Here is a 21980-nt window from a genome sequence, read left to right on the forward strand (position 1 = left end):
CTGATTATCTTAAACGGTGGTGCGGCTGTTTGATGCTTTCGTGAACTGCCGCAGTGGCTGGGTATGTCGGCGCTGATAGCGCGGCCCGTTTAATTATTTCGGGACGCCGCAAGCGTTCATGAGCGCACGCCCGCCCAGACAAAGGTGAGTCTTTATTGCGTTCAAGCCGGGTTGCTAAAGGCCAACCCATTCTTGTGAACGGGTTGTGCGCTAATTTATTGACCCAGTGCATGCTAACGACATGCGAGCATTGTTCCTGAACGCCGTATACGGCACTCTTGTGTACCAAAATAACCCATGGACGGAGGGCAGTAAGATGGATGCCAATCAAGCCCAGATTTCTCTGGCAGTATCAGGCTTCAATTCAGACCTTCAAGTGCTCAAGTTTGATGGCTCTGAGGCCCTCAACGAGTGTTATGAGTTTGATGTTGAACTGGTTAGCGAAAAGCCCGATCTCGACCTCGACGCCCTCATCAATCAGCCTGCATACCTATGCTTCGGCCCCGAGCAAAAAGGCGTTCATGGGGTTATTTATTCGGCTGAGCAGGGCGACTCCGGAAAACGCCTGACCCGATATCGAGTCAGCCTTCGGCCGCAGCTTGCTTACCTGATGCACAGCGCTGATCAGCGCATCTTTCAGCACATGAATGTGCAGCAAATCATCAGCGATGTGCTCCACAAACAGGGTATTCAGGCTGATGCTTATCGCTTTCAATTGGGGCCCTATGTCTACCCTGAGCGCGATTACTGTGTGCAATACAATGAAACCGACCTGCACTTTATTCAGCGCCTGTGCGAAGAAGAGGGCATTAGCTTTCACTTTCAGCACAGTGCCAGCGGTCATGTGCTGGTGTTTGGCGATGATCAGACTGTGTTCCCCAAACTTGCGCCTTTGGTGTATCAGCCCGACAGCGGTATGGCGGCTGATGGCGCGGTTATCAAGTCATTGCTGGTCAGCCTTGAAACCCGCAGCAGTTCGGCCAGCTTCCGTGATTACAACTTTGAGAAACCCAAGCTCACACTCGAAGGTGAATACCAAGCTGAGTTCTTGCCTGAGCTTGAGGTGTATGAATACCCCGGTCGCTTTACCGAGCGTGCTCGCGGCAAACACTTGGCCAAACGAGCGCTGGAGCGTTTGCGCAGTTGTTATGAAGTGGCCGAAGGGCGTAGCGATGCCAGCTTAGTCAGTGGCAGTTTTCTCAGTTTGAATAATCACCCACGGGCGCAGTACAACGACCTGTGGCTGATCCACAGCGTCAAACACCAAGGTCGTCAACCGCAGGTGCTTGAGGAGTCGGTCAGCAGCGACGTTAAAGCTGAGGATGGCTTTACCCAAGGCTATCGCAACAGTTTCGTAGCCACGCCGTGGGATATTTCTTACCGACCAGGGCTGAAACACCGCAAAGGCAAAGTACAAAACGCGCAACGGGCGATTGTCACCGGCCCCAAGGGTGAAGAAATTCATTGTGATGAATACGGCCGCATCAAGGTGCAGTTCTTTTGGGATCGTGTTGGCCAAGCTGATGAGCAAACCAGTTGCTGGTTGCGGGTAAGCAACAGTTGGGGCGGTAACAGTTATGGTGCAGTGACCATCCCGCGTATTGGCATGGAAGTATTGGTGGGCTTCTTTGAGGGCGACCCGGACCAGCCGTACGTTAGCGGCTGCCTGTACCATAAAGAAAACGCCGTGCCTTACGCATTGCCGGAAAACAAAACCCGCAGCACCTTCAAGACCAACAGTAGCCTTGGCGGTGCCGGGTATAACGAACTGCGCATTGAAGACAAGGCTGGTCAAGAGCAAATCTTCGTTCACGCTCAACGTGACTGGGATCAACGGGTTGAGCATGACCAAAAAATTCGGGTTGGTAATGAACGCCACGACACGGTAGAAGCCAACAGCTACAGCGAATTTAAAGCCGAAGAACATCGCACCACCCATCTAGACCGCAAAACCGCAGTGGATGCCAGCGATCACCTAAATGTCGGCACTACCCAGCACGCGAAAATCGGCGTGGGGCAGTTTGTCGAAGCCGGTAATGAAATTCACTACTACGCGGGCAGCAAAGTGGTTATCGACGCAGGCATGGAGCTCACCGCGAAAGGCGGCGGCAGCTTTGTGAAAGTAGATCCCAGTGGCATTACCTTCAATGGCGCTGTTATCAAGATCAATTCAGGTGGCTCGCCAGGTGTTGGTTCAGGCATTGCCTTGCTTTTGCCGAAAATAGGTCAGCCTGCGGATCAGTCCGTGCTGGGTGAGGTGTTAATGCCTGCTCAACGGCGGCGTTAATCGGCGCTTATTTGCTGTATGTGGTGTAACTGAAGTACGCGGGCATAAATTAATGGTTTGGAGGCTCTATCCTGACGGCAACGAGGGGGCAGGCTTGAGTTTATTCGAGGTAATCAACAGATAGAGAGAAGGCTGCACAAGCCTGTCTGAGAGCCCCAGTCCTATTGATTATCTTTTACGGCTGCCGAGTATAGTTTCGGCGCTTGTTCGGGCGAGTTTCAACCTTCGCCCTGTAGACGCTTTATCCTTAATTGCGGTCGCTGTTTGGGCGATGATCGATTTCCTTGGGTATTCACTGGTGTGTATCACCAGTGATTCCAAACTTTGTGAACAGTAGCAAACAGCTAGCAATGTCATGGTTTAGAATGCGCGCCCGCTGCAGGCGTCGGAATGCTTATCTCCTTTCATTCACGCACGCCCATTTTCATAAGAACAGTACAGCGTCCCCTGTCCGCATAACGCCCTCGCTTGCGTTGTGTTCGATGTTCTGTTGATTCTCGCCTGAAGGCGAATTTAGGAATTACCTTATGAAAGGTTTTATGCGTTCGTTGTTGCTCGGTTGCAGCTTATTTTTTAGCCTTTTCAGCTGGGCACAAATGGCGCCTTTGGAGGCGATGAATATGGCTGGCCTGCAGCGCAGCCTAGGGCAGATTATTGCCAAGGATTACATGATGATTGGCTCTGGTGTGAAGGTCGATGCTGCTGCGCGTCAGCGTGACGAGAGCATCGCGTTGTTTGAGAACCACCATCAGCAGCTGAAAGACTATGCTTCGAACGACGAGATCCGTGCGTCGCTGGCGAAGGTTGATGCGCTCTGGCTTGAATACAAACCTTTGATTACCGCCCAGCCGGATAAAGCTCAAGCCCCGGTTGTGCTGGCCACGGCCGAGAAACTGGTCAAGGAATGCCAGCAGACAACCGATCTGTTTGAGAAACACAATGGTGATGCAGCCTCTCACTCGATCAACCGCAGTGGTTGGAACCGAGTATTAACCCAGCGCACGGCGATGTTCTATATGGCACGTGCATGGGGTGTTACGGCGCCGAATCTGGACGCGGATTTCAACGCGTCCGTTGCGGAATTCGGCACCATTATGCAGGAGCTTCAAACCAGCACCGCGCCTAACCCTGAAATCGCCGAAGCGCTGCGCAAGACGGATGCTAAGTGGCAGTTCGCGAGCAAGGCATTGTCCGCTAAGGATTTCGTGCCGACTATTGTTGCGATTAATGCGGACTCGATGTTTCGCCAGCTAAACCTTATGACTCGCCTGTATGCAGGTTTAACTGCCGATAGCCTGTGACAGGTTGATTGAGCAGGGCTATTTTGGGGTGGGCTGAGCGTTTGCCTCTGTTGTGCGACAGGGCCTTGGTTGTAGCGTTTACGGCGCAGTTGCATATGCGCCGTAGTGAGGCCTAATCGGTTTTTTCGCGCTGCCAGCGTGGCGCCTCCAGGGGTTGCCAGTTTTGCATCAGTTCCAGCAGTTGGCTTGGCGTCTCACTGAGTTGCAGCATGGCGCGCTGATTGGCGCGGACGAATTGCTCTTGCACCAATTGATCTAGAAACTCACCAAGCTTGCTGTAAAAGCCGTTTACGTCGAGTAGGCCCAGTGGCTTGTTGTGGTAACCAAGCTGCGCCCAGGTCCAGACTTCGAATAACTCCTCAAGGGTACCAAGCCCGCCGGGCAGAGCGATAAAGGCATCGCTGAGCTCTGCCATGCGTGCTTTACGGGCATGCATGCCATCAACCACTTCCAGCCGGGTAAGGCCCTGGTGGCCTACTTCAGCGCGTTTTAAGCTCTGGGGAATGATGCCGATGACCTCACCACCGGCTGCCAGTGCTGCATCCGCAACAACGCCCATTAAACCCACAGCGCCGCCCCCGTAAACGAGGCAAATATTTTGCCGAGCAAGGTATTGGCCCAGATTTACGGCCGCGTCACGGTAGATGGGATTCGCCCCGGTGCTTGCCCCGCAGAACACACAGATAGAACGCAAATGCATGGCTTTTCTCTCTAGCAATTAGGCGCTCAGGTTAGCCGGATTAAGCGTTCAACACCATTTGTGCTCTGTTAGGTGGGGCTAACGCCGCTGTTACCGCCTGCATAAGCAGCAAGCAGGCTTTGCAGCAGTTGGCTGAGCTGAGTCTGTTGGGTGTTCATAAGTGCGCTCCTGTGTGTTGAAGCTAGATTAGCCCTGCAGGCCCAGGCAGGCTTGTTGATTGAATTGATCGGCCTAATAGGTTTAGCCCGGTTTGCACACAGATATTGTGGAATGAACTGTGGGTAACATGGGCGTATCAGGCCACAGCCCTTGTGTGCTGGGCGTTACGAGTGATTGTATGTTTTTTGATCAATGCAGGTGTGCTCAGCCTGAATAGCAATGCAACTGACTTATCCACTTCATTGGCCCTGTGATTAAGTTGTCCACGGCTATTGTGGGTAGGCCTGTAGATAACTAATGTATGCATCGCTCAGCGCCAGCAATTATGCGGCTTACAGAGGATTGGTTGTTTTCTGATCGAACTGCGCTGGGGGCGAGATTGCCTGATTTAATCGCGCGAAACTTTAGATATTTCAAATGTGGACAGCCGTTCACGGCACAGTTATTCAAGTTCTCTGTGGAGCGTCCTGTGAGTAAGCTGCGGGCTAAGCGCTGGGGCCCTTTAAACACTAGGTGTGTGAGCTGTTGTTCGTTTTTTGATCAATGGCGGGTTTGAGCTGTTATTACGGGTGCTGAGCCCATTTAAACATCCGGAAAAGTTGTCCACGGCAATTGTGGGTAGCCTTGTTGATAACTGTTGTACTTATCAATAAAGGCTACAGTTCACTAGGCCTCTAATGAGTTGGTTGTTTTTTGATCAGCTGCTTTTGGCGGCTAAAAGGCCGCTTATAGCCCTTGATAGTCAAGTGAATTCTCATCCAAATACGCCGGTAGACAATAATCTTATCGAGTTATCCAGTTTCTCTGTGCAGTCTTCTGTGGATAACCTGCGGGTTAACTCAGCAAAGCCCGATGAGACTAGGAGTTGATCAGGTTGTATGTTTTCTGATCAATAATGATTAAATAGTGAAATCAGCAGGTTAGCGGCGTTTTTACCCAGCTCGACACGGCTCTACACTTGTCCCCGACTATTGTGGGTAGCCTTGTTGATAACTATTGTATGTATTGTTACAGCCCAGTTAAATCGGGGCTTAGCGCGTATTGGTTGTTTTTTGTACAGCGATTGAAAAGTGAAAAGCAGGGTGGATAGTCAAGAAATTATTCAACTATTTCATGTGCTTGAGATTTGACCTTGCACAGTTATCCCAGATCTCTGTGCAAGCTTCTGTGGATAACCTGCGGGTTAACCCCTGTGAGCGACGTAGCACTAGGTGTGGCGGTTGCTGTACGTTTTTTGATCAGATGTGGAATGGTTCGCCGTGAATTTAATCGCTCAAGGCGCTAATGCGGGTTGAGCGGCCCAGTAACTGCAGTGCACGGTCTGGATAGTCTGTAATCAGGCCCTCTGCCCCCAGATCCAGAAGTTTACGCATGGTCGGCTGCTCGTTAATTGTCCACAGTTGTACGTTGAGGCCACGCGCCTGAGCTGACTTGATTAAAGCGCTGCTGGCAAGCTCCATGCCGCTATGGCGTGGGGGAATCTGCAAGACTTGGTAGGAGGGTGAGAGGGCGCGGCTTATTCCCAGCCAGTTCATGGCTAGAAATAACCGAACTGAGTTGGGGCTCGCAGAGGTGGCGACGCCGGGGCAGCGTTCACGCAGGCGTTGCAGGCTTGATTCGTAGTAGCTGGCAATAATCACCCGCTCGCGCTGTGAGTAAGTGTTCAGGCTCTCGCACAGTTTGTCGACCAAGGCCGTATCAGCGGTCTTCAACTCAATAACTTTGGCTATTTCGGGTTCCGCCTGCAGCACTGATTCAAATGACGGAATCCCAATGCCTTGGTCACGGTAGGGATAGCTCTGGCCGCCATCTGCCGACCAGTTGTAGCCTGCATCCATTTGTTGCAGCTGTGCCAGAGTGAAGTTGGCCACTGGCCCTTCGTCGTCGGTTGTTCGATCCACCGTCTCGTCATGGATCACCACCAGTTGCCCGTCGCTGGAGAGGCGTATATCCATTTCTAACATATCCACACCCAGTGCACTGGCGCGCTGGAAGGCGAACAGGCTGTTTTCTGGCCATAGGCCGCGCCCGCCCCGGTGAGCAATAACCAGTGGGTTACCGCCAAATGAATTGAGTACCTTGGGTGTTTGCGCCGGCTTGCTGGTAAGCGACAGCACTGTAAGCGTAATGGCGACTAGCAGGGTGGGAGCAATTAGAAAGCGGGCGACACGCAACATATTGATTCCGTCTGGTCAGGGGCATCACATTGGGAATACTGACTATGACAGAGCGGCGACCAAGGCGGTGACGACCTGGAGCACAGTTGTGCGCATTGAGAGGAGAAAACCTACAGCCGAGAGGCTGTAGGGAGTGACGCGGGCTGCATTTAGTTAGCTTGCAAGTAGCCAGGCACCGGTTAGCGCCGAAGCAGCACCGGCTATACGCACCAGCGGTGCAGCAGCTTGTGGCAGGAAACGCACCATCGCATAACCGCTGGCGTGCAGGGCTGCGGTCGCCGCAACAAAGCCGATGGCATAGGTGGCAGGGCTGGCCAATGCAGGCAATTCAAGGCCGTGGGCCACGCCATGGCTGAGGCCGAACACAGCGGTTAGTGCCAACGCAAAAGCGGCCGGCAGACGGGCAGCGACGGCTACCAGCAGGCCGAATGCGAGGACTGAGCCGGCGATAGCGGTTTCCATCAGTGGGATTTCAACTCCGCTAAACCCAAGCACGCCACCAAGCAGCATGCTGCTGACGAAAGTTACCGGCAAAGTCCAGCGCGACGCTCCTTGTTGTTGTGCCGCCCACAAGCCTACAGCGAGCATCGCCAGCAGGTGGTCGAGGCCAAACACTGGGTGGGACAGGCCCGCCAACAGCCCAGATTCATGATGGCCAGGGTGAGCAAATGCCAGTGCAGGGGTTAGAAACAGGGCAACGGCAAACAGGGATTTACGCAGGTTCATGTTAAGCGTCCTTGTGGGTGTTCAAGTCAGGCAGCATTGAGCATGCCGTGGCGTTCGATAAACGCGATGATGTCTTCAAGGCCTTGGCCAATTTTTTGGTTGCTGAAAACAAATGGCTTGTCGCCGCGCATTTTCTTGGTGTCGCGGTCCATGACCTCGAGCGAGGCGCCAACCAGTGAAGCGAGGTCGATTTTGTTAATCACCAGCAGGTCTGATTTACAAATCCCGGGGCCGCCTTTGCGCGGTAGTTTGTCGCCCGCCGACACGTCGATCACATAGATTGTCAGGTCAGACAGTTCGGGGCTGAACGTCGCCGAAAGGTTGTCACCGCCAGACTCCACCAGAATGATGTCGAGCCCGGGAAAGCGCTTATTCAATTGATCAACCGCTTCAAGGTTGATCGACGCATCTTCGCGGATCGCAGTGTGCGGGCAGCCGCCGGTTTCAACGCCGATGATTCGCTCGGGAGCAAGCGCTTCGTTGCGCACCAGAAACTGTGCATCTTCCTGGGTGTAAATATCGTTGGTCACCACGGCGATGTTGTAGCGTTCACGCAGGGCCAGGCACAGCGCCAAAGTCAGAGCGGTTTTGCCGGAACCGACCGGACCGCCAATGCCGACGCGCAAAGGTTGGCTATTCATAGAGGAGTTTCCTTTTAAGAGCGAAATAGTCGGCTGTACTGGCGCTCATGCGCCATGCTCGCCAGGCTCAGGCCAAACGCGGCGCTGCCCCAGTGAGCGGGTTCAGTTTGATTGCAATGTTGTTGGGCTTGCTGCAGCACAGGCAGCAAGGTTGATGTCAGGCGTTGTGCGGCTTGTTGGCCGAGCGGCAGGGTTTTCATCAGTACCGCCAGTTGATTCTCCAGCCAGCCCCAAAGCCATGCGGCCAAGGCATCCTGAGCGTCAATTTGCCAAGCGCGCGCAGCCAGGGCCCAGCCCAGTGCCAGTCCGGGTTCCTGCACCTGCTCAAACACTTCGCGGGCTGGCGCATCAAGTTCAGGAAGGCCCTGCAGCAGTTGCTGCAGTGAATAGCCCATCTGCCGGCTTTCGAGGCGCAATTCGCGGGTTTCGCGGCTGGCGCGGTGTTGCGCCGTCAGTGACTTCAGGGCACTCCAGTCATCCCTTGCTGCAGCTTGGCAGTGGGCCAGTAACAGTGGTGCTTCGAAGCGCGCGAGGTTGCACAGCAGTTGGTCGCTGATCCAGCGCTGCGCGCCATCCGCATCCTTGACCAAACCTTGCTCCACTGCCATTTCCAGCGCTTGAGAGTAGCTGTAACCGCCAATGGGCAGTTGTGGGCTGGCCAGCCGCAACAGTGCCCAGGCTTTATTCACTTGCGCACACCAAACTGGTGCAGACGGGGCGCGTAACTGAATTCGGCATCGCCTGCGTGAGAATGATGGTGGCCGCCACCATAGGCGCCATGCTCGGGTTGATAAGGCGCTTCGATTAGCTCAACGTGGGCGCCAAGCTGTTCGAGCATGGCTTTGAGTACGTAGTCATTGGGCAGCCGCAGCCAGCCATCGCCCAGTTGCAAGGCGACATGGCGATTACCGAGATGATAGGCCGCCCGCATCAGTTCAAATGGGCTGTCACAGGTGACGTGTAACAGGTCTTCAGCACGGGCACTGACCCGGATAACTCGGCCATCTTGAGCTTGCAGGCATTCGCCATGGTGAAGCGGGGGCTGGCCACGCTCAAGAAACAGGCCGACGTCTTCGCCGGTTGTGGTGAAGCAGCGCAGACGGCTTTTACTGCGTGCTTCAAAGGTGAGCAGCAGTTCAGCGTCGCATTTCTCTTGGGACTTGATACGTTGATGAATCACCAGCATGCGAAAGGTTCCAGCAGGACAATACTGGGTTACAGAGCAAGGGGCTTGCCAATGCGGCGTGGCGCAGAATTGGTGCGGGTTGTAGCGCGGGCGTGGTGATTTTGATGCGTTAGTCAGGTTTTATTTGGTGCAGCTTGCGAGCTACTGCGCCACTTTGGTGCGCCTTGTGTGCCTGGCCAGTGGCTGTGAGCCGGGTACATGCCAGTATTTGGCGCCGATAAAGATCACTCGCAGTTGCTCAATCATCTTGGCTGCCGGTTGCAAGTGGGCAGGAAGTGGATTTGCAGGGGTGTCTATCAGTTCGGGCAGTGTGGCGAACACGGTTTTTACGATCATGTCCGCGAGCAACTCCAGCTCTTCGCGGTCATGGTGCTGATGCTTGGGCATTAGTGCCAAGTCTGCAGCGAGGTCGGACATGATTCGTCCACGCAATGCACTAATGGCTTGGCGCACAGGCAGTGAACCGCCAAATTGCTCGCGGGCAAGAAAGATAAATTGAGGGCGGTTGGCATCTACCGCATCGAGGAAGATACGCACGGAGGCGTCGATCAGACCGCCCAGTTCAAACTCGTTGTGGCGCACCTTGCGGATGGTGCCGCGAAAGGTTTCGCCGACTTCGGCCACAAGTGCAAGGCCCAGTGAGTCCATGTCCTGAAAGTGGCGGTAGAAACCTGTGGGTACGATCCCTGCTGATCGCGCCACTTCTCGCAGGCTAAGGCTGCAAAAGCCCCGACCACCTGCCATTAGGCTGCGGGCCGCATCCATGAGGGCGTGGCGAGTTTGCAGTTTTTGTTCGGCGCGAGGTTGCATCAGTCAAAACTTCCGGAAGATTGCAGCTCACTTTAACAAATGGCTCGCAACAGGGGGCCGATTTTAGCGTGATTGTGCCTGCTGCGCTTAGGCGGCGCAGCATTTATAAAGCCCTGCGCAAGCGCCTGGCACTCAGTCAATCAGTAACCGAGAACACGTGAGCGGGCTCGGGCATTTTCTTCCATCTGCTCGCAGGTCATAAAGCCTTTGCTATCGACCCGGTCGGCCGAGTTAAAGCTGACATAGTACGGCTGCTCATGACCTTCATTGTTGAGCACATAATTATTACAAGTACCTGGATCAACACTGCGGTTCATCTCCGCTGAAGGCTTGCCGCCCACCTGCAGTACTTCTTTTTTTGTCATGTCCTCAACCACATCCCGAACCAGTGGCTGGTCATTGAAGGTGAAGTAGTCAACTGGGTTTTCAGGCTTATCTCCCGCGCAACCTGACAGTGCAGCGAAGACCGTCAGTGCACATGCAACGCCTAGAACTTTGTTATTCATAGTGCTCTCCCGTTGAGATCAGCAATTACTTTTTAGCAAATGCATCAGACTTATGACTGTAGATCGCTTTAGAAGTTGTGTTGTGGAGTTGTTGAGGCGTCGAAATAAAACTGCTCTGCAGGTATGCTTGCAGGCTCTCTAGCTGGCACGTCGGGGCGCGTCGAGCAGTTATCAAGTAGTTTTGGAGCCTTGAGGATATGCCTGCCGTTCTCGCAATTTTGCCAATCTTTGGCTTGATCGTACTCGGTTATTTGTTGGGCTGGCGCCAATGGTTGACGGCTGAGGCCGCCGCGGGTTTGGCGACTATCACGTTCAAACTTTTTTTGCCGATGCTGTTATTTACGGGCATCGCCAAAGCGCCGCTGGCTGACGGTTTGTCGCTTACCTTGTTACTCGCTTATTTTCTTCCCGTGGCGCTGATATTCAGTCTGGTCAACCTTGTCGTCCAGCGTCAGCAGGGCCGGGCGACGCCGCTTGGGCTGGCGGCAGTATTTTCCAACAACGTATTGGTTGGCATCCCTATCGTTACAACCTTGATGGGCCATGATGGTCTAGTTCATCTGTTCGCGATTTTGGTGGTTCACAGTCTGATTCTATTTTCGATGCAGAGCTTCTATGCCGCATTTGGCAGCCCTGAGCGAGTCAATGTGGTTGCGCTGCTTAAAAGCCTGGCGAACCCCATTATTATCGGCTTATTGGCAGGTGCTCTGCTCAATGCGTCAGGTTGGTCTGCGCCAGAGCCTTTGTGGAAGATGGTTTCGTGGCTTGGACAAGCCGCATTGCCTTGCGCCTTGATTGTGCTGGGTGCGAGCCTATCGCGCTTTCGTTTGCGCCCGAGCAGCAGTGTGCTGGTGCTGACTGTCATCAAGCTGATGGTCTTTCCGGCACTGGTTTGGTGGTTTAGCGGGCTCTTGCCGCACTTGAATGATGGCGCACGGGCCGTGCTGGTGATAATGGCTGGCTGCCCGAGTGGAGTAAATATTCTCGGCTTTGCTAAGACTCAGGACGATGTTCGCAGCGTCAGTTCCACGGTGTTTTTATCCACCGTCCTGAGTGCACTGACGCTGCCGGTTTGGGTGCTATTGGTCATATAACGGATCAACCTGTAGTCCGTGCATCCAAGGTGCGCTGTGCACCACCTTCAGCAACACGAAATTGTGCGCCTGGGGTGCGTGACGAGCCGTTCTCGGCCAATGGATCAACAACCTTAATGACGTGCTGACTGTCTTTCTGTTCGCTTAACAGCGGTTGCGGGCTGAAGCTTGGCAGTGCGAATGCGTTTGCCGCGAATAGGCTTAGGACCAAGCTGATAGCGAGTTTGCTTTTCATGACTGACTCCTTGATTGGGGTGGTGATGCTTACGGGAGTCAATACTAGAGATCGGGCTGGAAATAAGAACTTGAGCGCTTTAATAGTGTTCATCGACTGTGCTGATGATCAATGCAGAGCATCACTCTGAGTTAAGGTTTATGGCCAGGTCAGCTACGCTGTAACACAGCGTCAAGTCGTATGGGTGGGCATGATTAAAATGCCCGTTGCACCGTGATTTTTTAATCAGCTGCAACAAGGAAATCAGGTGATGAGCCAATCTGCGACTGTGCGCTACCCCTTGGTCTTGGTGCCAGGGATGTTGGGTTATGTGAGCTTGCTCGGCTATCCCTATTGGTATGGGATCGTCAAAGCGTTACGCGCCTTGGGGGCCAAGGTGATTGCGGTGCAGGTCTCGCCGCTGAACTCAAGCGAGGTTCGAGGCGAGCAGTTGTTGGTTCATGTCAGGAACATAATGGCCAAGACAGGCGCTGAAAAAGTGCATCTGCTGGGCCACAGTCAAGGGGCTTTGACTGCTCGCTATGCTGCTGCGTTACACCCAGAGTGGGTCGCCTCTGTAACCTCAATTGCCGGGCCTAATCATGGCTCTGAGCTGGGTGACTATCTGGCCCATAAAGCCGCTGCCGGCAGCGTCTCTGAAAAATGTTTGAGGTTGCTGCTGCGTAGTCTTGTGCGGGTGATGGGCTGGCTTGAGCGGGGCTATGAAGGGCCGCCCTTGCCGGTGGATATTGCCGCCGCACATGGTTCGTTAACGAGTGCAGGGGTTGCGCAATTCAATCGCAAGTATCCACAAGGTTTGCCCGAGGTTTGGGGCGGCGAGGGTGCCGCAGAGGTTAATGGGGTTCGCTATTACTCGTGGTCAGGCACCTTGCAGCCGGGGATTACTGATCGCGGCGGCAACCGCTTCGATGGGCCGAACCGGGCGTGCCGACTATTTGCCAAGACCTTTCGCCGCGAAAAAGGCCAGTGTGACGGCATGGTTGGGCGCTATAGCTCGCATCTGGGCACTGTGATTGGTGACGATTTTCCGCTGGATCATTTCGATATCATCAACCAGACTTTCGGCCTCGTCGGTAAAGGCGCGGACCCAGTGCGACTTTATGTAGAGCATGCCCAGCGTTTGTACGATGCAGGATTGTGACCCCTTCACCTGCCCCGATAGGGCGTGGGGCTACCTGTTTGGGGTGTTTCCATCCCCTCAGATCAAGGATAACTAATGCGTCGCTTGATAAAAATACTGCGTGGCCTCGTGCTGATGGTGGTTCTGTTTGTGTTGGGCTTTGTTGTGATCAGTTGGGCGCCCGACCGATCAGTTGATGAGCTCAAGGCGCGTTGGGCGCCAGCGCCTTCAACCTTTGTCAATATTGATGGCCTGCAGGTGCATATCCGCGACCAGGGCCCGCGTGACGATGCTGAGCCACTGTTCCTGCTGCACGGCACCTCTGCAAGCTTACACACTTGGCAAGGTTGGGCGGCGCAGCTCAAAGCCAGGCACCGGATTATCAGTATCGATTTGCCCGGCTTTGGTCTGACGGGCCCATTTATTGACGGTGACTACAGTCTCGACCATTACCAGCGCTTTCTGGAGCAGCTATTCGCGCAGCTTAAACTGCAGAAGGTGACCGTGGTGGGCAATAGCTTTGGTGGCCAGCTGGCGTGGCTATTCGCCGTTAAACAGCCGCAGCACGTCGGGCATCTGGTACTGATTGATGCGGCAGGCTACCCGCGCCAATCCAGCTCTGTTCCTTTGGGCTTTCGCCTGGCGCAGAACCCAATTCTGGGGCCGTTGATGAGCAAAATTCTGCCACGCAAGATGATTGAATCCAGTGTGCGCAATGTTTACGGCGACCCGACAAAGGTCACGGATCAGCTGGTCGAGCGCTATTACCAGCTAACCCTGCGTGAAGGTAATCGCCAAGCCCTTATTGAGCGCTTCAAACAGGTGAAAAACACTGACTATGCACAGTTGAAGCAGCTAAAGGTGCCGACGTTGATTATCTGGGGCGGTCAGGACCGCTTGATTACGCCGGCGAATGCTGAGCGGTTCGCCAGTGATATAGACGGTAGCCGCCTGCTGATCTTTGAAGACCTTGGCCATGTCCCACAAGAAGAAGACCCCTTGAATACCAGCGCCGCACTGACAGCATTTCTTGGCCAATGACGGCTATATTCAGTGTGAAGGATTAGGGAATCTCTGAAAGCTGCTGCACTAGAGATTTCTGTGTTTTTAGAGATATCTAGCTATGCTCGGCGCGTGATTCGCACCGAGAAATTACCCGGCCGCTCGCACATTGAGTGGCTTGTGTTGGCTTTATCCGATCTTCGACTAGGCTAACCAGATAACTATCAGAAAGCAGGGATCGCCATGCGTAGGCTTATCTGTGGCTTTGTTCGGGGAGTGGAGAAAATCAATCGGCTTGTTGGCCGGTTTGCGATGTACTTGATTTTCGCCATGCTGGGCGTCTTGTTGTATTCATCCATCAGTAAAACCTTCTTTCAGCCCGCGGCCTGGACCTTGGAGAGCGCGCAGTTTTTGATGGTTGCATACTTTCTGCTAGGCGGCGCCTATTCGATGCAACTTGATGCGCATGTGCGCATGGACCTTATTTACACTCGCTGGTCGCCTACCACTCGGGCACTGGTGGATGCTTTCACCGTGATATTGCTGATTTTCTACCTGGTGTTTTTGTTGTACGGCGGTATTTCCTCGACGGTGTACGCCCTTGAATACAAGGAAACCAGCTATTCGGCGTGGTCGCCGCCGATGGCACCGATCAAGATAATCATGTGCATTGGCATCTTTCTGATGCTGTTGCAGGCGCTCGCCACCTTTTTCAAAGATGTCGCAGCGGCGCGTGGGGAGACCTTGTAATGGGGTATGAACTCATCGCCTTGCTGATGTTTTCTTCAATGATGTTGCTCCTGCTCACCGGTAAACGGGTATTTGGCGCTATTGGGTTTGTCGCCGTTGTCGCCGCGCTGATGTTATGGGGCGATGGCGGCTCGGAAGTGGCTTTCAGCGCTGCCATGAAGCTGATGAAATGGTACCCGTTACTGACGTTGCCGTTGTTTGTGTTTATGGGCTATATGCTCTCTGAATCTGGCTTGGCTGAAGATCTGTACCGCATGTTTCATGTGTGGATGGGGCCTTTAAATGGCGGCCTTGCCATCGGCACTATTGCCTTGATGGTGGCCATCTCGGCCATGAATGGTTTGAGCGTTGCTGGCATGGCGATTGGTGCAAGCATTGCTCTGCCTGAGCTGCTGCGCCGGGGCTACGACAAGATCATGGTCACTGGGGTTATCCAAGCGGGCAGCTCCCTGGGCATTTTGATTCCGCCCAGTGTGGTGCTGGTGCTTTACGGAATGATCGCTCGCCAACCTGTTGGGCAACTCTGGCTGGCCGGTGTTTTCCCCGGCCTGCTGATGGCTGGGATGTTTGTCCTGTACATCGCGATTCGTTGCCGCTTGCAACCTGAACTTGGCCCGGCGCTGAGCGAAGAAGAGCGCAAACAGATTACTTGGGGCGAGAAAATGCGCCTATTGCAAGCCGGTATCGTGCCGCTGTTTATCTTTTTCAGCATGACCGGCTTGTTCCTGATGGGCATCACCAGCCTGGTCGAAAGCTCTGCGGTCGGCGCAGCGGCTGCGACCTTGGCGGCGCTGTTCAAGCGCCGGTTAAACCGCGTGGTGATGGAAGAAACCCTACGCAAGACGTTGGCCATCAGTTGCATGTTTATGTGGATCATCCTGGCTGCCCTGTGCTTCGGCGCAGTGTTTGATGGCTTGGGCGCGGTCAAGGCGATTGAAGCCTTCTTTATCGACCGCATGGACCTGAGCCCGTGGCAGGTGCTGATCATGATGCAGGTGTCGTTCATTTTGATGGGCATGTTTCTTGACGACACGGCAATGCTGGTGATCGTCGCGCCTCTATATGTGCCTCTGGTGGGGGCCCTGGGTTTTGATCTGGTCTGGTATGGCGTGCTTTACACCATCACCTGCCAGATCGCCTATATGACGCCGCCATTTGGTTACAACCTGTTTTTGATGCGTGCCATGGCGCCGCCTGAAGTCACCTTGCGCGACATTTATGTCTCCGTTACGCCATTCGTGTTGATCATGATTCTGGCGCTGATGTTGGTGATGGTGTTTCCGCAAATAGCCTTGTGGTTGCCGCAATGGCATTACGCGCGATGAGGCTTGCATTGGGTAATTAGTGCGCGTTGTTCATGTTGTGCGCACAAGGGGTTAGCGAGTTTTCGCCAGCCTTATAACGCACGCCCACTAAAGGAGTGAGCGTCGGTCTGCGATTTAATCGACACTTGGAGAGCACAGCATGAGCACAAGACGTAATTTTCTAAAAACCGCTGCGGTGACTACTGGTGCAGTGGGGGCTACGGCACTCGGTTCGGCACATATTTACGCCGCTGAACCGAAAAAGATCACTTGGCGGCTGCAAACCTATGCCGGCCCTGCGCTGGCAGAACATGTGATCAAGCCTTCTATTGATGCTTTCAACAAAGCCGCCAATGGGCAGATGGAAATCCAGCTGTATTTTGCCGATCAGTTGGTGCCGACTGGCGAGCTATTTCGCGCCATGCAACGCGGCACCATTGACGCTGTGCAGAGCGATGACGACTCCATTGCGGCGCCGGTTGATGTCGCCGTGTTTGGCGGTTACTTCCCGTTTGCCACACGCTACAGTCTGGATGTTCCTGTGTTGTTTGAGCAGTACGGGCTCAAAGAAATCTGGGAAGAGGCCTACGGCGAAGTCGAAGGTGTTACCTGGCTCGGTGCGGGCGCGTGGGACCCCTGTAATTTCGCAACGGTTGAGCCGATAAAGAGCCTTGATGATCTCAAAGGCAAGCGCATCTTTACCTTTCCAACTGCCGGCAAGTTTCTCTCTCGTTTCGGCGTGATTCCGGTGACCTTGCCTTGGGAAGATGTTGAGGTGGCGGTGCAAACCGGCGAACTCGATGGCATTGCCTGGTCAGGGATTACCGAGGATTACACCGTCGGTTGGGCTAACGTCACCAAGTACTTTCTGACCAATAATATTTCAGGCGCCTGGTGCGGTTCCTACTTCGCTAACTCGGAGAAGTGGGCCGAGGTTCCAGCGCATCTGCAGACCTTGTTCAAACTGTGCATGGACAGCTCTAACTACTACCGCCAGCACTGGTATTGGGGCGGAGAGGCAAAGTTGCGGGTTGAAGGCAGCAAGATGCAGCTCACCAGCATTCCACCGGAGCAGTGGAAAAAGGTTGAGGACGAAGCCCAGGTCTTCTGGGATGAGATTGCCAAGACCAGCCCGCGCTGCGCCAAAGTGGTCGAGATCTTCAAAAAATACAATGCGCTGATGGCCAAGGCCGGCTCGCCGTATCGTTAAACGCAGTAATAACGCCTGAGTCTGCAACACAGTGGGCTCAGGCGTTGTGCGTAGAGGTGCTGATTAATGCCGAATCAGCCTGCTGCAATTCAGGACCTGGTAAATGCGTTCACCCAGCTGACACGGGATGTTGGCCATAACAATTAGACAGGGGGCGTCATGCTCAATCCGCGGGATGTTAAAACCATCGAGGATGCCAAACGCATCATCGAGGAGCGAAACCTGAGTCATATCAAAGTCGGTTTGTTTGATAACGACGGCGTCATGCGCGGTAAGTACATGAGCCGCAGCAAATTCTATTCATCGCTGGAACATGGGTTTGCCTTCTGCGATGTGGTGCTCGGCTGGGATGTCAAAGATCAACTCTATGACAACGCCAGCTACACCGGCTGGCACACGGGTTATCCCGATGCGCCGGTGCGTATTTTGCCCCACACCTGCCGTGATATTCCCTTTGAAAACGGCATGCTGTTGTTTCTCGCGGAGTTTGATCAACAAGCGGAAGCGGTCTGCCCGCGCGGCACTTTGCGTAAAGTGATTGAGCGTTGCCAAGACATGGGCTTCGATCCGTTCGCATCGCTTGAGTATGAATTTTTCATGTTCGATGAAACGCCCGAATCAGTGCGCGAGAAGGGCTATCGCAATCTCAAGCCCTTCACCCCGGATTGGTTTGGGTACTCGATGATCCGTAACTCGGTGCATGCCGAGTTGTATCAACAGATACTCGAAATGTCCGAGATCATGGATTTTCCTATCGAAGGCCTGCACACCGAGACCGGCCCTGGCGTGCTGGAAGCCGCGATTGCTTATGACCATGCCGCGGACGCTGCGGATAAAGGCGCATTGTTCAAAACCTTTATGAAGGTGCTGGCTCAGCGCAATGGCTTGATGGCGACCTTTATGGCCAAGTGGTCGGGTAAGTATCCGGGGCAAAGCGGCCATATTCATGTGTCGCTGCGCAACCGAAGCGATGGCAAATCAGCATTTTATGATGCCAGCCAAGACCACAATATGAGTGAAATTCAGCGCCATTTTCTCGCGGGTCAACAGCGCCTGATGCCTGAATTTTTATGCATGGTCGCGCCTACGCTGAACAGCTACCGACGAATGATTCCGGGTTTCTGGGCGCCGACCGATGCGACCTGGGGCGTGGAGAACCGAACCGCTGCGCTGCGGGTGATTCCCGGTAGCGATAAATCCCAGCGTCAGGAATACCGCCTCGGCGCCGCAGATGCCAACCCCTATCTGGCGTTGTCCGTAGCGCTGGCTTCAGGGCTGTATGGAGTAATGCAAAAATGGCAACCGACCGACCCCGTTGTGGGTAATGCTTACGAACAAAAACACCCCGAGCACTTGGCACTGCCGCGCACTTTATGGGACGCGGCGCAGCGCTTAAAAGCCTCAACGGCGGCCCGGGAGATGTTTGGTGATGCCTTTGTCGAACACTTTGCTGCCAGTCGTGAGTGGGAGGAGCGTGAGTACCGCCGACATGTCAGTGACTGGGAGCTTGAGCGCTACTTTGAAATTATTTAGCGCTGCTGCGATAACGATTACGCCTGCCACAAGGCGGCTAGGCTCGGTCAATGTTTGGAGTGTTGTATGGCAAGGTTAAAATGTATTTCACCGGTCGATGGCTCGGTTTATGTTGAGCGAGCTTTGGCAACTGCCCATGAAATCGAAACGGCTTTGGAGCAGGCAGAAAAAGCCCAGCAATCATGGAAGCAAACGCCCTTGACTGAGCGTATTGCCATTGTCCGTAAAGCCACCGAGGCCTTTAGTGCGAAAGAGGGCCTGCTGGCGCAAGAGTTGTGCTGGATGATGGGCCGACCGATTCGCTACGCCGCTGGCGAAATCAAAGGTTTTGTCGAGCGCGCAAGCTATATGGCGGATATCGCTGAGCAGGCCTTAGCCGATATTCAACTGCCTGAAAAAGTGGGCTTTACCCGATTTATCCGTCGTGAACCGCTTGGTGTCGCCTTGGTAATTGCGCCGTGGAATTACCCCTATCTCACCTCGGTCAATGCTGTTGTACCGGCGTTATTGGCCGGCAATACAGTATTGCTCAAGCACTCTGCGCAGACGCCTTTGTGTTCTGAGCGCATGGTGGCAGCATTTCATGAAGCTGGGCTGCCAAAAGGGGTATTCCAGTATTTGCACCTTAGTCACGAAGACACCGAAAAGCTGATTCAGGCGCCTGCCGTGCAACATGTTGCCTTTACCGGTTCAGTGCCGGGCGGGACCATGGTCGAGCGCGCTGCTGCCGGGCGCTTCATCAGTACTGGCTTGGAACTTGGCGGCAAAGACCCCGCTTATGTGCGTGCTGATGCGGACTTGGAACATGCTGTCGAGACCACTATCGACGGCGCCTTTTTCAACTCCGGTCAATCCTGTTGCGGTATTGAACGCATTTACGTGCACGAATCGCTGTACGAAGAGTTTGTAAAGCAGGCGGTAGCGCTGGTTAACAGCTACAAGCTTGGGCGTTCGGATGATCCGGAAACCACATTGGGGCCTTTGGTAAAAGCGCAGGCAGCGGACTTCGTTCGCGGACAAATCGAAGAAGCCACACGTCAGGGCGCCACCGCGCACATAGACCCGACAGACTTCGAGATGGATCAACGTGGCACGGCTTATATGGCACCGCAACTGCTTACCGATGTCGATCACAGTATGCGGGTGATGACAGAGGAGTCATTTGGTCCGGTGGTGGGGGTGCAGAAAGTCCGCGACGATGACGAAGCATTGGCGTTGATGAACGACAGTGAATTCGGCCTGACCGCAGCCATTTTCAGTCGTGATGCCGAGGCGGCAATGGTGTTGGCGGATCAACTGCAAGCGGGCACTGTATTTCTCAACCGCTGCGATTATCTTGACCCGGCGCTGGCGTGGACCGGGGTGAAAAACTCAGGGCGCGGCTGCACCTTGTCGAGCGTCGGCTTTGAGCAATTGACCCGGCCTAAATCCTTCCACTTCAAAACCGAATTGTGAGGTCGATATGAATCTTGATCAGTACCGGATGAACTGGAATTACCCAACCGCAATGCGCGTGGGTGTTGGGCGTATCGCCGAACTGGCACAGGCCTGCAGCAACCTGGGCATGCAGGCGCCGTTAATCGTTACCGATCCTGGCCTTGCAGCGCTGCCAATGATCGAGGATGCCCGTGCGCAATGCCATGACGCGGGTCTGAAGGTCGGCTTGTTTTCAGCGATAAAAGGCAACCCGACGGGCGACAACGTGATGGCGGGCGTCGCCGCATTCAAGGCCGGTGGACACGACGGGGTGATTGCCTTTGGTGGTGGCTCGGCACTGGATGCCGGTAAAGCCATCGCCTTGATGGTTGGGCAAGATCGGCCCTTGTGGGATTTCGAAGACATTGGCGACAACTGCAATCGGGTCATTGTAGCGGGCATGGCACCTGTGGTGGCGGTACCCACAACAGCCGGCACTGGCAGCGAAGTGGGTCGTGCCTCGGTGATTACCGATACAGATGCGCACATCAAACGCATTATCTTCCACGCGCGGATGCTGCCGGCGGTGGTGATTCTTGACCCGGAACTAACCCTCGGATTGCCCGCCCGAATCACGGCGGCGACCGGCATGGATGCGTTGTCGCACAACCTTGAGGCCTATTGCTCACCGCTGTTTCATCCCATGGCGGAGGGCATCGCGCTTGAAGGGATGCGTATGATTCAGCAGTTTTTACCACGGGCAGTGAGCCATGGCGAAGATGTTGAGGCGCGCCTGCAAATGCTGGTCGCATCGAGTATGGGCGCGACGGCATTCCAGCGTGGGCTAGGCGCGATGCATGCCTTGGCGCATCCACTTGGCGCGTTGTATGACGCCCACCATGGTTTGCTCAACGCCGTATTAATGCCCTATGTATTGCAGGCTAATAAAGCCAGGATCGCCGAGCAGATGGAGAAGCTTGCACGTTATCTGAACCTGAAGGATATAAGCTTCAACGGGGTACTTGATTGGGTGTTGGCACTGCGCGAAGAGGTGGGGATCCCGCACAGTTTGCTCGAGATCGGCATAGACGATGCACAGATCGAGCGCGTTGGTAATATGGCCCATGCCGATGCCTCAGCCGGGACCAATCCCATTGCCTTCAGCGCGGCGCAGTACAGCCAGCTATTTCTCCGTGCGTTGGACGGTAAGTTGTAAACGGCTGGCTAGATGACTGCGCCGACCCCAGGGCGGCGCAGTGTATTACTCGGCCTGTGCGGCTTTTAGCGTCTCATAGGCCGGAGCTGCATAAATACCCGCCTCGACCGCCAAGGCCATGACTCGCTCCACGTCACTGCTGTACACCAACACCGCCTGCAGTTCGTCATCGAGCGGCTCGCTTAAATCGACCAACACATAACCCTTGGTTTCCGGGCTCAGGCTGCTGAGCTGTACCTGGATGCGGTTAAGGGCTTTGAGTGGCTCAACCTTGACCAACTGTTTGGGTTTGAGCACAAAGCTGACCTGCGGGCCAAAGGAGTCGACAATCTGCTGGAACAGCACGTCATAGCTGTCAGCTTGAAACAGCACGGTTTCCGGCAAGCTGCCGATCACCATCCATTCACCCAGTGGGATGGGAAAGCTGTCGTCATAGTTGATGTCTGGGTTGGCGGCCAAGAACCCTTGCGGGTCGGCATAGGCCTGAGCTGCTTCATCGGCGATTTTTGCCACTTCTTCAGGGAGCATGCAGCCCGAGCTAATTTTACTGATCAATTCTTCGAGCTGGGCTTTCATCTGGCAACCTGTTTGGGGATCTGTGAAGTGG

Annotated in this window: 21 protein-coding genes; 11 read left to right on the forward strand and 10 right to left on the reverse strand. The window is 54.4% G+C overall.

Translation table 11 applies throughout. The features are described from left to right. Window positions 1-316 precede the first annotated feature (316 nt). Both AACY09_RS19645 and AACY09_RS19650 read left to right on the forward strand, forming a co-directional pair. Window positions 317-2287, forward strand: a complete 1971-nt coding sequence (locus AACY09_RS19645) for a type VI secretion system Vgr family protein (RefSeq protein WP_339490417.1) — start codon at window positions 317-319, stop codon at window positions 2285-2287. A gap of 527 nt (window positions 2288-2814) precedes the next feature. Next, window positions 2815-3588 carry a type IV pili methyl-accepting chemotaxis transducer N-terminal domain-containing protein gene (locus AACY09_RS19650; protein WP_339490421.1) on the forward strand — a complete coding sequence of 258 codons (774 nt, stop codon included), beginning with the start codon at window positions 2815-2817 and terminating at the stop codon, window positions 3586-3588. Between the two features lie 112 nt (window positions 3589-3700). On the opposite strand, the gene AACY09_RS19655 is transcribed toward AACY09_RS19650, so the two are convergent. The 8 genes from AACY09_RS19655 to osmE all read right to left on the reverse strand — a co-directional run bounded on the left by AACY09_RS19655 (window position 3701) and on the right by osmE (window position 10493). Continuing rightward, entirely contained in the window at window positions 3701-4288 is a 588-nt protein-coding gene (locus AACY09_RS19655; RefSeq protein WP_339490424.1) for an LOG family protein, read from the reverse strand. Window positions 4289-5712: 1424 nt separating this feature from the next. Continuing rightward, the gene (locus AACY09_RS19660) at window positions 5713-6624 is read right to left on the reverse strand and encodes a glycerophosphodiester phosphodiesterase (RefSeq protein WP_339490426.1); all 912 of its coding nucleotides are present in this window, start codon (window positions 6622-6624) and stop codon (window positions 5713-5715) included. Window positions 6625-6777: 153 nt separating this feature from the next. Beyond that, complete coding sequence (locus AACY09_RS19665) at window positions 6778-7350, reverse strand: HupE/UreJ family protein (protein WP_339490429.1); 573 nt, start codon at window positions 7348-7350, stop codon at window positions 6778-6780. Window positions 7351-7376: 26 nt separating this feature from the next. Continuing rightward, complete coding sequence (gene ureG, locus AACY09_RS19670; protein WP_339490432.1) at window positions 7377-7991, reverse strand: urease accessory protein UreG; 615 nt, start codon at window positions 7989-7991, stop codon at window positions 7377-7379. Between the two features lie 14 nt (window positions 7992-8005). Continuing rightward, window positions 8006-8680 carry an urease accessory protein UreF gene (locus tag AACY09_RS19675; RefSeq protein WP_339490434.1) on the reverse strand — a complete coding sequence of 225 codons (675 nt, stop codon included), beginning with the start codon at window positions 8678-8680 and terminating at the stop codon, window positions 8006-8008. Beyond that, window positions 8677-9177, reverse strand: a complete 501-nt coding sequence (gene ureE, locus AACY09_RS19680; RefSeq protein ID WP_339490436.1) for an urease accessory protein UreE — start codon at window positions 9175-9177, stop codon at window positions 8677-8679. The genes AACY09_RS19675 and ureE overlap by 4 nt, the downstream gene beginning before the upstream one ends. A 141-nt stretch (window positions 9178-9318) precedes the next feature. Further along, window positions 9319-9987, reverse strand: coding sequence for a TetR family transcriptional regulator (locus AACY09_RS19685; protein WP_339490438.1), 669 nt, complete (start codon window positions 9985-9987; stop codon window positions 9319-9321). A 140-nt stretch (window positions 9988-10127) separates the two neighbouring features. Continuing rightward, window positions 10128-10493 (reverse strand): osmotically-inducible lipoprotein OsmE, encoded by a 366-nt coding sequence (osmE, locus tag AACY09_RS19690; RefSeq protein ID WP_339490442.1) that lies wholly within the window; start codon window positions 10491-10493, stop codon window positions 10128-10130. 197 nt (window positions 10494-10690) lie between these two features. On the opposite strand from osmE, the gene AACY09_RS19695 reads away from it, so the two are divergent. Continuing rightward, complete coding sequence (locus tag AACY09_RS19695; RefSeq protein ID WP_339490444.1) at window positions 10691-11587, forward strand: AEC family transporter; 897 nt, start codon at window positions 10691-10693, stop codon at window positions 11585-11587. Between the two features lie 4 nt (window positions 11588-11591). On the opposite strand, the gene AACY09_RS19700 is transcribed toward AACY09_RS19695, so the two are convergent. Further along, window positions 11592-11822: a hypothetical protein gene (locus AACY09_RS19700; RefSeq protein ID WP_339490445.1), complete on the reverse strand. Its 231-nt coding sequence runs from the start codon at window positions 11820-11822 to the stop codon at window positions 11592-11594. 250 nt (window positions 11823-12072) lie between these two features. Here AACY09_RS19700 and AACY09_RS19705 point away from each other — a divergent pair, with 250 nt between their 5' ends. From AACY09_RS19705 to AACY09_RS19740, 8 genes are all read left to right on the forward strand, one after another. Continuing rightward, on the forward strand, window positions 12073-12963 hold the full coding sequence (locus AACY09_RS19705) for an esterase/lipase family protein (protein WP_339490446.1): 891 nt from the start codon (window positions 12073-12075) through the stop codon (window positions 12961-12963). Window positions 12964-13038: 75 nt separating this feature from the next. Continuing rightward, entirely contained in the window at window positions 13039-13983 is a 945-nt protein-coding gene (locus AACY09_RS19710; protein ID WP_339490447.1) for an alpha/beta fold hydrolase, read from the forward strand. 204 nt (window positions 13984-14187) lie between these two features. Continuing rightward, window positions 14188-14694, forward strand: coding sequence for a TRAP transporter small permease subunit (locus AACY09_RS19715; protein ID WP_339490448.1), 507 nt, complete (start codon window positions 14188-14190; stop codon window positions 14692-14694). Continuing rightward, complete coding sequence (locus AACY09_RS19720) at window positions 14694-16019, forward strand: TRAP transporter large permease (RefSeq protein ID WP_339490449.1); 1326 nt, start codon at window positions 14694-14696, stop codon at window positions 16017-16019. The genes AACY09_RS19715 and AACY09_RS19720 overlap by 1 nt, the downstream gene beginning before the upstream one ends. Before the next feature lie 139 nt (window positions 16020-16158). Continuing rightward, window positions 16159-17208, forward strand: a complete 1050-nt coding sequence (gene dctP / locus AACY09_RS19725; RefSeq protein ID WP_339490450.1) for a TRAP transporter substrate-binding protein DctP — start codon at window positions 16159-16161, stop codon at window positions 17206-17208. Between the two features lie 159 nt (window positions 17209-17367). Continuing rightward, window positions 17368-18741: a glutamine synthetase family protein gene (locus AACY09_RS19730; protein ID WP_339490452.1), complete on the forward strand. Its 1374-nt coding sequence runs from the start codon at window positions 17368-17370 to the stop codon at window positions 18739-18741. A gap of 66 nt (window positions 18742-18807) precedes the next feature. Next, a complete protein-coding gene (locus tag AACY09_RS19735; protein WP_339490453.1) occupies window positions 18808-20196 on the forward strand; it encodes an aldehyde dehydrogenase family protein in 1389 nt (462 codons plus the stop codon). 7 nt (window positions 20197-20203) lie between these two features. Beyond that, the gene (locus AACY09_RS19740; protein WP_339490454.1) at window positions 20204-21373 is read left to right on the forward strand and encodes an iron-containing alcohol dehydrogenase; all 1170 of its coding nucleotides are present in this window, start codon (window positions 20204-20206) and stop codon (window positions 21371-21373) included. A gap of 45 nt (window positions 21374-21418) precedes the next feature. On the opposite strand, the gene AACY09_RS19745 is transcribed toward AACY09_RS19740, so the two are convergent. Then, the gene (locus AACY09_RS19745) at window positions 21419-21949 is read right to left on the reverse strand and encodes a hypothetical protein (RefSeq protein WP_339490455.1); all 531 of its coding nucleotides are present in this window, start codon (window positions 21947-21949) and stop codon (window positions 21419-21421) included. Window positions 21950-21980: the final 31 nt, after the last annotated feature.

It is taken from the genome of Pseudomonas sp. EL_65y_Pfl2_R95, from assembly GCF_963971045.1.
GTDB lineage: Bacteria > Pseudomonadota > Gammaproteobacteria > Pseudomonadales > Pseudomonadaceae > Aquipseudomonas.